Source organism: Pseudomonas sp. EZ-C24 (assembly GCF_014525325.1).
Classification (GTDB): domain Bacteria; phylum Pseudomonadota; class Gammaproteobacteria; order Pseudomonadales; family Pseudomonadaceae; genus Aquipseudomonas; species Aquipseudomonas shirazensis.
In genome coordinates this window covers 132,617-145,559 of record NZ_JACDIU010000021.1, presented here as the reverse complement: position 1 = coordinate 145,559, position 12,943 = coordinate 132,617, and the positions used below count along the sequence as shown (strand labels likewise).

The 12,943-nt window shown below is 62.1% G+C and carries 10 protein-coding genes; 3 read left to right on the top strand and 7 right to left on the bottom strand.

Annotated elements, in window-relative coordinates; genetic code table 11:
• Positions 1–6: 6 nt before the first annotated feature.
• Positions 7–798, top strand: coding sequence for a 3-oxoadipate enol-lactonase (gene pcaD, locus IDM28_RS18040; protein WP_188036604.1), 792 nt, complete (start codon positions 7–9; stop codon positions 796–798).
• A 10-nt stretch (positions 799–808) separates the two neighbouring features.
• The gene (gene pcaC, locus IDM28_RS18035) at positions 809–1,201 is read left to right on the top strand and encodes a 4-carboxymuconolactone decarboxylase (protein WP_101321936.1); all 393 of its coding nucleotides are present in this window, start codon (positions 809–811) and stop codon (positions 1,199–1,201) included.
• A 51-nt stretch (positions 1,202–1,252) separates the two neighbouring features.
• Here the strand turns inward: pcaC and IDM28_RS18030 are convergent, their stop codons facing one another.
• From IDM28_RS18030 to IDM28_RS18005, 6 genes are all read right to left on the bottom strand, one after another.
• Positions 1,253–1,777 (bottom strand): DUF962 domain-containing protein, encoded by a 525-nt coding sequence (locus IDM28_RS18030; RefSeq protein ID WP_150570611.1) that lies wholly within the window; start codon positions 1,775–1,777, stop codon positions 1,253–1,255.
• A gap of 102 nt (positions 1,778–1,879) precedes the next feature.
• The gene (locus IDM28_RS18025) at positions 1,880–2,839 is read right to left on the bottom strand and encodes a LysR family transcriptional regulator (protein WP_101321934.1); all 960 of its coding nucleotides are present in this window, start codon (positions 2,837–2,839) and stop codon (positions 1,880–1,882) included.
• 154 nt (positions 2,840–2,993) lie between these two features.
• Positions 2,994–4,247, bottom strand: a complete 1,254-nt coding sequence (locus IDM28_RS18020; protein ID WP_101321933.1) for an OprD family porin — start codon at positions 4,245–4,247, stop codon at positions 2,994–2,996.
• Between the two features lie 233 nt (positions 4,248–4,480).
• Complete coding sequence (locus tag IDM28_RS18015) at positions 4,481–5,935, bottom strand: AdeC/AdeK/OprM family multidrug efflux complex outer membrane factor (protein WP_101321932.1); 1,455 nt, start codon at positions 5,933–5,935, stop codon at positions 4,481–4,483.
• The gene (ttgB, locus tag IDM28_RS18010; protein ID WP_150572109.1) at positions 5,932–9,084 is read right to left on the bottom strand and encodes a multidrug efflux RND transporter permease subunit TtgB; all 3,153 of its coding nucleotides are present in this window, start codon (positions 9,082–9,084) and stop codon (positions 5,932–5,934) included. The genes IDM28_RS18015 and ttgB overlap by 4 nt, the downstream gene beginning before the upstream one ends.
• 3 nt (positions 9,085–9,087) lie before the next feature.
• Positions 9,088–10,242: an efflux RND transporter periplasmic adaptor subunit gene (locus tag IDM28_RS18005; protein WP_101321930.1), complete on the bottom strand. Its 1,155-nt coding sequence runs from the start codon at positions 10,240–10,242 to the stop codon at positions 9,088–9,090.
• 256 nt (positions 10,243–10,498) lie between these two features.
• On the opposite strand from IDM28_RS18005, the gene IDM28_RS18000 reads away from it, so the two are divergent.
• Complete coding sequence (locus IDM28_RS18000; RefSeq protein WP_101321929.1) at positions 10,499–11,131, top strand: TetR family transcriptional regulator; 633 nt, start codon at positions 10,499–10,501, stop codon at positions 11,129–11,131.
• Between the two features lie 70 nt (positions 11,132–11,201).
• On the opposite strand, the gene IDM28_RS17995 is transcribed toward IDM28_RS18000, so the two are convergent.
• Positions 11,202–12,653, bottom strand: coding sequence for an MDR family MFS transporter (locus tag IDM28_RS17995; RefSeq protein ID WP_188036603.1), 1,452 nt, complete (start codon positions 12,651–12,653; stop codon positions 11,202–11,204).
• Positions 12,654–12,943: the final 290 nt, after the last annotated feature.

Sequence of the window (12,943 nt, the reverse complement as noted above, 5' to 3'; positions counted from 1 at the left end):
ACCGCTGTGGCGCATTTGCAATTGGCTGATGGCGTACTGAACTACCAACTCGATGGCCCCGAAGGCGCTCCGGTGCTGGTGCTGTCCAATTCGCTGGGCACCGACCTGGGCATGTGGGACACGCAGATCCCGGCCTGGAGCGAGCATTTCCGGGTGCTGCGCTACGACACCCGCGGCCACGGTGGCTCGCTGGTGACAGACGGCCCGTACCGCATCGAGCAACTGGGCGCCGATGTACTGACGCTGCTGGATGCGCTGGACATCCGTCAGGCGCACTTTGTCGGCCTGTCGATGGGCGGGCTGATCGGCCAGTGGTTGGGGATCAATGCCGGCGAGCGTCTGCTCAGCCTGACCCTGTGCAACACTGCGGCCAAGATCGGCAGCGATGAAGTGTGGAATCCCCGTATCGAAATGGTCCTCAAGCAGGGCCGTCAGGCCATGCTCGACCTGCGTGATGCGTCGATCGCCCGCTGGTTCACTGCAGATTTCGCCCAGACCCAGCCAGCGCAGGCGCAGCGCATCACCGAGATGCTCGCGCAGACCTCGCCGCAAGGCTACGCCGCCAACTGCGCCGCTGTGCGCGATGCCGATTACCGCGAGCAACTGACGGCGGTGAAGGTGCCGACCCTGATCGTTGCCGGCACCGCCGATGTGGTCACCACGCCTGAGCACGGCCGCTTCATGCAGAACGCCATCGCCGGCGCGGAGTACGTCGAATTCCCCGCGGCACACCTTTCCAACGTCGAAATTGGCGCGCCGTTCACGGCCCGTGTACTCGACTTTCTGCTGGCCCGCTGAGGAGCGCACCATGGACGAAAAACAACGTTACGACGCTGGCATGCAGGTGCGGCGCGCCGTCCTCGGCGATGCCCATGTGGACCGCAGCCTGGAGAAACTCAACGACTTCAACGGCGAGTTCCAGGAGATGATCACCCGCCACGCCTGGGGTGATATCTGGACCCGTCCTGGCTTGCCACGGCACACCCGCAGCCTGATCACCATCGCCATGCTGATCGGCATGAACCGCACCGACGAGCTCAAGCTGCACCTGCGTGCCGCTGCGAGCAACGGTGTGACCCGTGAAGAAATCAAGGAAGTGCTGATGCAGAGCGCGATCTATTGCGGGATTCCGGCGGCCAATGCCACTTTCCACCTGGCCGAGTCGGTGTGGGATGAGCTGGGCGTCGAGTCGCGTCAGTAAACGCCTGACCTGAGCTGGCTTGCCTCACCCTGAGGCAAGCTGCACCGGCTGTTACGCCGCCGCCTTTTTCTGGCGGATGGCGACTGGCCCGGCATTCGCCTCCACGGCCTGTTTCAATTGCGGGCACAGCCCGAGCATGAACGCCGCTTCCGCTACCACGAACAATGGCCCGATGATCAAGCCGCTGAGGTCATCGACAAACGCCGGCTTGCGCCCCTCGTAGTAATGCCCGACGAACTGGATGATCCAGCCCAGCACGAACGTGCCCAGCCCGGCGCTCAGCCACACGCCGGTGCTCTGCACCGCCAGCGCCTGACCGAGCCACAGGCACAAGCCCAGCAGCAGCCCCATCACCAGGCCGAAGCGCAGGTCCAGACGCAGGTAGAACCACACCGACGCCGCCGCTGCCAGCAAGGCCGGTGATAGCCACACGCCCGCCAGCTCCCAACCGGGCCGCGACAGCAGCACGGTCACCGCCAGCACGATCAGCGGGATACCGACGAAATGGGTAGCGATGTTGCGCGGGTCGCGATGGTAGTTGGCGTACTGGCTGAGGTGTTCGACGAGGCTTTTCATTGTTATCGCTCCGTGGCGGCGCCTTGCTGATGGTCAATCAGTGTCTGCCAGCATAGCCCCTGAAGCCGAACGCCGGAACCGAGTACGGTTGATGCGCTGTTATCAGTGCGGCGAATGAGTGGCGCGCAGACCGACGTCAGGTGCCCGCTGGGCAGGCAGCTCTGGTTGATCCAGACTGATCAGCATATCGATCATCGCCCTGGCTGCAGCTGACAGCCGGTAGCCACTGCGGCTGACGATACCGCAACGCACGCTGAGCACCTCCAGGCCCGGTGGCAGGTTGCGCCAGTGCAGCCGCACCAGGCGCCCCGCACTGAGGTCTTCAGCCACTGCCTCCTCGCTGGCCGCGCCAATCGTGTCGCTGCCCAGCACTACGCTGCGCAGCACCGGTAGATGCTCGGTCTGCAAATGCGCGCTGAAGTCACTGCGCCCGCTGAGGTTGGCCAGACGCTTGCGCACACCGGGAGCGAGCAGGGCGCTGGCCAGCGGGTAGGCGAACAGGTCGTTGGTAGACAAGCTGTCCTTGCTCAGCAAGGGGTGGCCGGCACGGCAGAAGAACAGCCCCGGGCGTGGTTTGAGAGGTTCGGTATGAAAGTACGGATCGGCCTCGAATGGGCGTACATCATCGATAAAAAACTCGATCTGCTCGCGGCGCAAGGCTTGACCCAGGCGTTCGCCGTTGTCGACCTGCAGCGCGGTGCGAATACCGGGATGCAACTTGATGAACTGCTGCAAGGCGTCGGGCACCAGTTGCACAGCCAGTGCCGAGCCACAGCCAAACTGCAGCTCACCCGCGTCGAGCTTGGTCATCTGTGAGACATCGATGCTCAGTTGGGCAGCGCCCTGGACCAGCCGGCGGGCATGCTGCAGTACCACCAGGCCTTGCGGGGTTGGCTGCAGCGCCTTGCTGGCGCGGTCAACCAATGGGCAACCGAGGGTTTGCTCAAGGCCTTGAATGGCCCGGCTGAATGCGGGTTGGGTAATGCCCATGGCTTCGGCGGCACGGACGAAACTGCGGTATTCGTTGAGGGCAATGAAGTAGCGCAGTTGGCGAAGATCCATGTCGAGCTCTGCGGCGGGCGGGATGGATCTTTTTAGCTTTTGTTACATATTACGTCAATGATGGTCGGCGCTGATATATAGATCTTTGCGTTCTATATATAAGCGCTACGGTCTCTGCGCGATGCTGTTGATCACGCAGAGGCCGCGTGCAGCTTTACAGCAGGTTCAGCGGATAGCTGACGATCACCCGGTTCTCGTCAAAGGTATTGGTGCTGTAGTCGCGGCGCATGGTCGAGTTGCGCCACTTCATGGTCAGGTCCTTGAAGGTGCCCGATTGGACTACATAGGCCAGTTCGCTCTCACGGGCCCATTCCTTGCCGTCATCGACGGTTGCGGTGTGCACGTTGTCACCCTTGATATAGCGGTTCATCAAGGTCAGGCCAGGCACGCCGACGCTGGTGAAGTTGAAGTCGTGACGCACCTGCCAGGAGCGCTCCTTGGCCTGGTCAAAGCTTGAGTTGTAGCTGTCGTTGGCGAGGGTGCCGCCGCTGGTGCCGTTGACCCGCATCCAGCCATCATCGCCGCTGACCTTCTGCAGGCCGACGTAGAAGGTGTTGCCTTTGTAACGCGCCGAGAGCATGGCCGAGGCGGTGCGGTTGTCCAGTTCGCCGGCACGTTCGGCGCCATCTTCCTTGCCGATGAAGTAACCCAGGTTGGCACCGAGGGTCCATTCGCCGATGGGCTGGCTGTGGCTCAGGTTCAGGTATTGCTGGCGGTAGATGTCCTTGAGCTGGGCATCCCACAGACCGATCATCGTGCGTTTGTCGTTGAAGGTGTACTCACCGCCAGCGAAGTTGAAGCGGTCGGAGACAAACGCCCCGCGGCCGTTCAGCGACATGTCTTCCATGCTGGCGTCGTTACGCGGGCTGTTGCCGCGGAACTGGCCGCCGTACAGGGTCAGACCGTCGATTTCCTTGGAGGTGATCTGGCCACCGCGGAAGGTTTGCGGCAGTGAGCGGCCATCGTCCGAACGCAGGATCGGCAGTACCGGCATCCACTCGCCGACTTTCAGCTCGGTTTGCGACAGACGCGCCTTGAAGGCAACCCCGAGGCGGCCGAAGTCATCTGCTGGGCGGCCATCGTCGTGGATCGGCAGCAGGGCAGTGTTGCCGGTGCCCTTGCCGCCGTCGAGTTTGACCGAATACAGACCGAGGACGTCGACGCCGAAGCCGATCGTGCCTTGGGTGAAGCCGGAGCGCGCATCGAGGATGAAGCTCTGCGTCCACTCCTCGGCCTTGCCTTGCGGATTGGCAGGGTCGACGAAATTGCGGTTGATGTAGAAGTTGCGCAGGTTGAGGCTGGCCTTGGCGTCTTCCAGAAAACCGCTTTCGGCGGCGAAGGCGGGCAGGGCGCAGGTCATGGCCAACAGGCCGGGCAGCAGCTGGCGTGCGGAGTGCGAAGTGCTCATCTGTTGGAGATCTCTTGTTTTTATGGTTGAGCCGGTGCTTGGAAACATCGTGTCCGGGTACGGGGAAGATGTTGCGGCGCATGTCAGGGCCGGGGCAATTCGTCGCAGGCGGTATTGGGCGGTTATCGAACGGAATGTTCCAGCTAGTTAATTTTCGCATAATGCCGAAGTGAGTTGGCTGCGGCCACAAAAAAGCCCACCGCGAGGGTGGGCTTGTTGCAGTGCCTTGGCGATCAGCCTTTAGGCGATTGCAGCGACGCCTGCTGGTTGGCCTCGCCGGTGCGCTCGTACCAGCCGCCTCCCAGTGCCTTGTACAGGTTGACCTCACTGGTCAGCTGCGACAGCCGATCGCTGATCAACGCCTGCTGGGCGCTGAACAGGTTGCGTTGGGCATCGAGGAAGGTCAGGTTGCTGTCGATCCCGATGCGGTAGCGGCGTTCGGCCAGGCGGTAGTAATCCTGGTTGGCTGCAACCAGATCGCGCTGCGCCTGCAACTGCTCTTCAAACGTCTTGCGTGCGGCCAGGCCATCGGAGACTTCCTGGAAGGCGGTCTGGATGGTCTTTTCGTAACGCGCGATGTTGATGTCCTTCTGGATTTTCGAGTAATCCAGGCTGGCGCGCAGGCTGCCGGCGTTGAAGATCGGCAGGTTGATCTGCGGCTGGAACAGCCAGGTACCCGAACCACCGCTGAACAGCCCGCTCATGTCCGGGCTGAGGGTGCCGGCATTGGCGGTCAGGCTGATGCTCGGGAAGAACGCTGCACGGGCGGCGCCGATATTGGCGTTGGCCGCCTTGAGCAGATGCTCGGCTTCCTGGATGTCCGGCCGGCGCTGCAGCAAGTCGGACGGCAGGCCCGCTGGCACTTCGGCCAACTGGTCGGCGTCGAGCTTGAGCGGTGTCGGCAGGTTGGCCGGGATGCCGGTACCGAGCAGCACGGTCAGGCTGTTGAGATCCTGGGCGACCAGGCGTTGGTACTGCGCAAGCTTGACCCGGGCGCCTTCTACAGCAGTGCGCGCCTGGCTCAGATCGAGCGCCGAGGCCACGCCAACCTCATTGCTGCGACGGGTCAGGTTGAAGCTCTGGTCGTAGGTCTTGAGGGTTTCTTCGGTCAGCTTCAGCAGCGCCTGATCGGCCTGCCAGGTGTAATAGGCATTGGCCACGCTGGCGACCAGCGCGATCTGCGTCGAGCGCCGCGCCTGCTCGCTGGAGAGGTAAGTCTCCAAAGCCTGCTCGCTGAGACTGCGCACGCGGCCAAACAAGTCCAGCTCGTAGGCGCTGACGCCGACGGTGGCCGAGTACTGGCTGGTAATGCCGGCCTGGCCGGTTTGCGACATGTCGGCAGGGACGCGCTGACGGCTGCCGCTGCCGGTTGCCGAAACTGCCGGGAACAGGTCAGCACGCTGGATGCGGTACTGCGCACGGTAGGCGTCGATATTCAACGCCGCCACACGCAGGTCACGGTTGTTCACCAGCGACGTCTGGATCAGCTGTTGCAGCGCCGGATCGGTGTAGAACTGGCGCCAGCCTTGCTCGGCTGCTGCCACTTCTGCCGACTCGGTCGGCGAGTAGGCAGGGCCTTGCGGCCACTGCGCTGCCACCGGAGCATCCGGGGTTTCATAATCAGGAATCAGCGAGCAGCCGCTGAGAATCAGCGCGGTGACCGCCAGGGACAGCAAAGACTTGGTCATTGCCCAGCCTCGATACGTGGAGTTTCAGGGGTGGCATCGGCTTCCGGCTTTTTGCTGCCGAACAGCGACGACACGGCGACGAAGAACAACGGTACCCAGAAGATGGCCAGCACGGTCGCACTGATCATGCCGCCGATCACACCGGTACCAATGGCGTGCTGGCTACCCGAGCCTGCGCCGCTGGCGATGGTCAACGGTACCACGCCGAGGATGAACGCCAGCGAGGTCATGATGATCGGGCGCAGACGCATGCGGCACGCTTCGATGGTCGCGTCGTACAGGCTTTTGCCTTGTTCATGTAGCTCCTTGGCGAATTCGACGATGAGGATCGCGTTCTTCGCCGCCAGGCCAATGGTGGTCAACAGGCCAACCAGGAAGTACACATCGTTGGACAACCCGCGCAGGCTGGTGGCAACCAGTGCACCGATGATACCCAGCGGTACTACCAGCACGACCGCGATTGGGATCGACCAGCTTTCGTACAACGCTGCCAGGCAGAGGAACACGAACAGCAGCGACAGGGCGAACAAGGCTGGCATCTGCGAACCGGAGAGTTTCTCCTCGTAGGACATACCCGTCCACGAGTAGCCAATGCCGGTAGGCAGTTCGCCGGCAATGCGCTCGACCTCAGCCATGGCTTCACCGGTACTGTAGCCAGGTGCCGGTGCCCCCAGAACTTCGACCGCTTCCACGCCGTTGTAACGCGACAGTTTTGGCGAGCCGAATGACCATTCGCCGGAGGCGAAGGAGGAGAACGGTACCATCTCACCCTGGCTGTTGCGCACGTACCACTTCTTCAGGTCCTCAGGGTTCATCCGCGCACTCGCGTCGCCCTGGATATAGACCTTCTTGACCCGACCGCGGTCGATGAAGTCGTTGACGTAGCTGCCGCCCAGAGCGATCGACAAGGTGCTGTTGATATCAGAGATGGTCACGCCCAACGCGCTGGCGCGCTCGTCATCGATAATCAGCTGATACTGCGGCTCATCGTTCAGGCCGTTCGGGCGTACCTGGGTGAGGATCTTGCTCTGCGACGCCTTGGCCAGGAACTGGTTGCGCGCTTCCATGAGTTTTTCGTGGCCAAGACCGGCACGGTCCTGCAGGAACACGTCAAAGCCGGTGGCGTTACCCAGCTCCAGTACCGCAGGCGGGGCAAAGGCAAACACCATCGCATCACGGAAGGTGAAGAAGTGCTGCTGAGCCCGGCCAGCGAGGCCGAACACGCTGTTTTCAGCCGTACGCTCACCCCACGGTTTAAGCATGATGAAGGCCATACCCGAGCTCTGCCCACGGCCGGCGAAGTTGAAGCCGGTAACGGTGAACACCGACGACACGGTGTCGGCCTCGTCCTTGAGCAGGTACTCACGCATCTGGTCGACGACGGCCTGGGTGCGCTCGGCACTGGAACCGGCCGGGGTTTGTACCTGGGCAAACAATACGCCCTGGTCTTCTTCAGGCAGGAACGCCGTCGGGATGCGCATGAACAGGTAGATCATGCCGACGATGATCAGGGCGTAAGCGAGCAGGAATGGCGCCTTGTTGCGCAGAATGGTGCCGACGCTACGCTCGTAGCCCTGCACACTGCGGTCGAAGTTGCGGTTGAACCAGCCGAAGAAGCCACGCTTGGCGACATGGTGTTCGCCCTTTTTCACCGGCTTGAGCATGGTGGCGCACAGGGCCGGGGTGAAGATCAACGCGACCAGTACCGACAGGCCCATGGCCGAGACGATGGTGATCGAGAACTGCCGGTAGATCACACCGGTCGAGCCGCCGAAGAAGGCCATTGGCAGCAGTACCGCCGACAGCACCAGGGCAATACCGACCAGCGCGCCCTGGATCTGCTCCATCGAGCGTTTGGTCGCCTCTTTAGGCGGTAGTCCCTCTTCGGACATCACCCGCTCGACGTTCTCCACCACAACGATGGCGTCGTCCACCAGCAAGCCGATGGCCAGAACCATGGCGAACATGGTCAGGGTGTTGATGCTGAAGCCGGCTGCGGCAAGGATGCCGAAGGTGCCGAGCAATACCACCGGCACCGTCATGGTGGTGATCACTGTGGCGCGGAAGTTCTGCAGGAACAGGTACATCACCAGGAACACCAGCACCACCGCTTCGATCAGGGTGTGGATAACCCCGCTGATCGACTCGGTCACCACCGGCGTGGTGTCATACGGGAACACCGCTTTCATCCCAGGCGGGAAGAACGGCTCGAGGTCGCTGATGGTCTTGCGCAGCGCCTTGGCGGTATCCAGGGCGTTGGCGCCGGTGGCCAGTTTGACCGCCAGGCCCGAAGCCGGCTTGCCGTTGAACTGGGCGCTTACCGAATAGTTCTCGCCGCCCAGACCGACCTTGGCGACATCGCCCAGGCGCACCTGGGAGCCGTCCTTGTTGACCTTGAGCAGGATCTTCTCGAACTGCTCGGCAGTCTGCAGGCGGGTCTTGCCGATGATGGTGGCGTTGAGCTGAGTGCCCGGCAGTGCTGGCAGGCCGCCCAGCTGACCGCTGGAAACCTGCACGTTCTGCGCGGTGACTGCGGTGCGCACGTCGACCGGGGTCAGCTGGAATTTGTTCAGCTTGGCCGGATCGAGCCAGATACGCATGGCGTACTGGGCGCCGAACACCTGGAAGTCACCCACACCCGCGGTGCGCGAAACCGGATCCTGCATGTTCGAGACGATGTAGTTGGCCAAGTCATCCTTGGTCATGCTGCCGTCCTCGGACACCAAGCCGATCACCATCAGGAAGTTCTTCACTGCCTTGGTCACGCGGATACCCTGTTGCTGCACTTCTTGCGGCAGCAGCGGGGTGGCCAGGTTGAGCTTGTTCTGCACCTGCACCTGCGCGGTATCAGCGTTGGTGCCCTGCTCGAAGGTGGCGGTAATGGTCATGCTGCCGTCGGAGTTGCTCTCCGACTGCACATAGCGCAGGTTGTCGATACCGTTGAGCTGCTGCTCGATCACCTGGACCACGGTGTCCTGCACGGTTTGCGCCGAGGCACCCGGGTAGCTCACGGCAATCGCGATGGCAGGCGGGGCAATGCTTGGGTACTGGTTGATCGGCAGCTTGAGGATCGACAAGGCGCCGACCAGCATGATCACCAGGGCAATCACCCATGCGAAGATCGGGCGATCGATAAAGAACTTCGACATGGTTTACTCCGCTTTGGCGTCAGCTTTCGCCGCGTTGGCCTGGTTGGGGTTAGCCGCAGACTTGACGTTGGTCGCTTCGCTGACCTTGACCTCGACGCCAGGGCGCACGTACTGCAGGCCCTCGGTGATCAGACGGTCGCCCGGGTTGAGGCCTTCCTCGATCAGCCAGTCGCTGCCCAGCGTCCGGCTGGCCTTGAGCTCGCGCAGTTCGACCTTGTTGTCCTTGTTCACGACCAGTGCCGTAGGCGTGCCTTTGAGGTCGCGGGTGACGCCTTGCTGCGGCGCCAGGATGGCATTGGCATTGACCCCGGACTGCAGGCGAGCGTGGACGAACATGCCCGGCAGCAGGGTGTGGTCGGGATTGGGGAACACGGCACGCAGCACCACGGAACCGGTGGTTTCATCGACCGACACCTCGGAGAACTCCAGGCGGCCTTTTTGCGCGAAGGTGCTGCCATCTTCAAGAATCAGCTCGACCTGAGCGGAATTCTCACCGGATTTCTGCAGTTGCCCACTGGCCAGCTCGCGGCGCAGCTTGAGCAGCTCGGCGGTGGACTGGGTGACGTCGACGTAGACCGGATCAAGCTGTTGAATAGTGGCCATGGCGTCGGTCTGGCCGTTGCTCACCAATGCACCTTCGGTGAACGCCGAGCGACCGATACGGCCGCTGATCGGCGCCAGCACCTTGGTGTAGCGCAGGTCGATCTGGGCACTCTTGAGCGTTGCTTCAGCCTGCAATCGTTTGGCATTGGCATCGTCGTATTCCTGCTTGGATACGGCCTGCTCATCGATCAGCTGCTTGTAGCGATCGGCCAGCGAGCGGGTCGCTTGCACGTTGGCCTGGGCGTTGGCCAAGGTCGCTTCGTAAACAGAAGGGTCGATCTGATAGAGCTGCTGACCTTCCTTGACGTCGCTGCCTTCTTTGAACAGGCGCTTGAGGATGATGCCATTGACCTGCGGGCGCACTTCGGCAACGCGGAATGCAGTGGTGCGTCCCGGCAGTTCCGAGGTCAGGGTGAAGGCTTGCGGCTGCAGGGTTACAACGCCGACCTGAGGAGCCTGCGGTGCAGGCGCGGCTTCTTCTTTCTTGCAGCCACTGAGCAGGGTTGCCAGGGCGACGGCGGAAACCAGGGCTGTGACAGCTGGCTTGAATTGCATGAGGATCCTCGGGTCGCTAGAGCTGGGAGATGCTCAAGAGTAATGGAAGAGTCTTGTCAGAATAAATCATTCGGCTGGATAAGTAGCTTACTAACGAATATACTTACATTCATGGTTGTTTGTAAATAGTCATTTGTAGCGGTCTGTTGCCACAGCACAGACCAGAATCGTGTTGAGAAACGCCCATCCAGAGGTGTTCCACGCTGGCCACCCTGGCACAGGTCATGCGCTGGGGTTTTGATGAGGTTGAGCTGCCATGGTCCGTCGAACCAAAGAGGAAGCCCAGGAAACCCGCGCCCAGATTGTTGCGGCTGCGGAGCGGGCTTTCTACAAGCGCGGGGTTGCGCGCACTACCCTGGCTGATATTGCGCAGCAGGCGGGGGTCACCCGTGGCGCTATCTATTGGCACTTCAGCAACAAGGCCGAGCTGGTCCAAGCACTGCTCGACAGTGTCCACGAGAGCCACGACCATCTGGCTCGCGCCAGCGAGAGTGAGGATGAGCTCGATCCGCTCGGCTGCATGCGCACACTGCTGTTGCAGGTGCTCAACGACCTGGTGCTGGACGCGCGGACCCGGCGTATCAATGAGATCCTGCATCACAAGTGCGAGTTCACCGATGAGATGTGTGAAATCCGCCAGCAGCGCCAAGGGGCCATTGCCGATTGCCACCAAAGTATCGTGCTGGCGCTGGGCAATGCAGTACGGCGCGAACAGTTGCCTGCCGACCTATTGGTCGACCATGCTGCGGTAGCGATTTTTGCCTACATCGACGGTCTGATCGGCCGCTGGTTGTTGCTGCCAGACAGCTTCGATCTGCTGGGCAATGCCGAACGCTGGGTCGACACGGGCCTGGACATGCTGCGCCTGAGCCCGGCCTTGCGCAAATGAGACTTTGTGAAGGATTGTGCGCGAGCTTGTGAGGCACGGATTAACCGGCGATTAACAGCCGGGCGCGGGTTCAATGCCCGCGCAGTTGTCGGTCGGGCAATGCCACTGCGGCAATCAGACCCAGCAGCGCAACGGTGGCACTGCCCATCATCAGGTAGCTGAAGGTCTGCAGCAGCTGCGCCTGGTGCAGCGGGTCGGCCGTTCCCGTCTGCACATTCGCCAGCAATGGATTGCCGAGCAACTCAATCCCGCCCATATGCAGCAATGCCAGCAGCACGCTGGACATGCACGCCACACCCACCGCGCCGCCCAACGAGCGGAACAGGTTGGTAGTACTGGTCACCACGCCGATATCCTGCGCTTGCACTGCACTCTGGCTGGCCACCAGCGATGTCGGGAACTGCAGGCCGCCAGCAACCCCGACCAGGATCATCGCCAGCGCACTGAGCAGCGCTGAGTCAGGTGGAGTCAGCGCCATTACCAGGATTGCCATAGGCATCAACATGGCGCCGGCGAGGATCTGCGGCTTGTAGCGACCAGTACGGCTGGTCAGCCGACCGCCGCAAAATGCCCCCAGCGGCAGGCCGATAGCCAGCGGCAAGAGGTGTAGCGCAGCGCTGTCGGCGCTGGCGCCAGTAATGCTCTGAAAACGCAGCGGCATCAGCATGGTCAGCGAGATCGACTGGAAGCTGGCAAAGAAGATCACCCCCCAACTGGCCAGCGCGACGCGGTTTCCGAACAGCTTGAGCGGCAGCAGCGGCTCGGCGCAGCTGCGTTCCTGAACAATCAACAGCAGCAGACCCAGGCTGGCGCAGCCGAACAAAGCCACTACCGGCGTCGACAGCCAGGCATGCCCTTGGCCGATCAGGGTGATGCCCAGCAGCAGGCTGCCCAGGCCGACGATCAGCAGCAGTGCCCCCAGATAATCCACCTTCGCCGCGCGATGGCGGCTCGGCATGCCGTTCAGCGCTCGACCGATGACCCACAGCGCCAGCAGCCCCAGCGGTAGATTGATCCAGAACACCCAGTGCCACGACAAGTAAGCGGTCAAGCCGCCGCCCAGGACCGGCCCGGCCACGCTGGCCAGGGCGTACATGCTGCTGAAATAACCTTGATACTTGCCGCGATCGCGCGGTGCCACGTAATCACCAATGATCGCCTGGCTTACCGAGACCATGCCGCCGGCGCCGATGCCCTGCAGCACCCTGGCCAGGATCAACTGCTCGATATTCTGCGCGAGTGCACAGAACACCGAGGCCAGGGTGAACAGCGCGGTGCCGGTGAGGATCATTCTGCGGCGCCCGTACAGGTCACCCAGCTTGCCGTAGATCGGCACCGCAACGGTCATCGCTACCATATACCCGGCAATCACCCAGGCCAGCAGCTCGACGTCATTGAGCTGCGCCGAGATCGCCGGCAGCGACACGGCAACGATGGTCTGGTCGAGGGCACCAAGAAAGATCGCCAGCATCAGGGCGGTCAGCACGCGGCGCAGGGCAGCAGGAGGGAGTGCGGCAGTCACGGTCATACCTTGTATGAAAATGTCCAGGTCAGGGCCATCAGGCGCAAGCCAAGTGTAACCTGACTTAGGTAGCTTCCTATCCAGTATGTGCATCACCTATGCACGATCGGCATACGCGCTTTCGACCGAACCGAAGTGGCTGCGTGATATCGTGGCGGAGCCGCAGTGGCTGATTACGGGGCTTTGCACCAGCATGGTGCAGCAAATAGTCGCAGTATCCCGCGCCGCTGTAGCCCACGCCTTTTATTCCTCTGCCTGCATGTCGAGCATGACCGCCCAGATGGCGACGG

Bases quoted from the DNA above. Each gene is read 5' to 3' on its own strand.
- pcaC (WP_101321936.1), top strand. From the start codon at position 809: ATGGACGAAAAACAACGTTACGACGCTGGCATGCAGGTGCGGCGCGCC.
- IDM28_RS18030 (WP_150570611.1), bottom strand. From the start codon at position 1,777: ATGAAAAGCCTCGTCGAACACCTCAGCCAGTACGCCAACTACCATCGC.
- IDM28_RS18005 (WP_101321930.1), bottom strand. From the start codon at position 10,242: ATGCAATTCAAGCCAGCTGTCACAGCCCTGGTTTCCGCCGTCGCCCTG.
- ttgB (WP_150572109.1), bottom strand. From the start codon at position 9,084: ATGTCGAAGTTCTTTATCGATCGCCCGATCTTCGCATGGGTGATTGCC.
- IDM28_RS18000 (WP_101321929.1), top strand. From the start codon at position 10,499: ATGGTCCGTCGAACCAAAGAGGAAGCCCAGGAAACCCGCGCCCAGATT.
- IDM28_RS18015 (WP_101321932.1), bottom strand. From the start codon at position 5,935: ATGACCAAGTCTTTGCTGTCCCTGGCGGTCACCGCGCTGATTCTCAGC.
- IDM28_RS18020 (WP_101321933.1), bottom strand. From the start codon at position 4,247: ATGAGCACTTCGCACTCCGCACGCCAGCTGCTGCCCGGCCTGTTGGCC.
- IDM28_RS18025 (WP_101321934.1), bottom strand. From the start codon at position 2,839: ATGGATCTTCGCCAACTGCGCTACTTCATTGCCCTCAACGAATACCGC.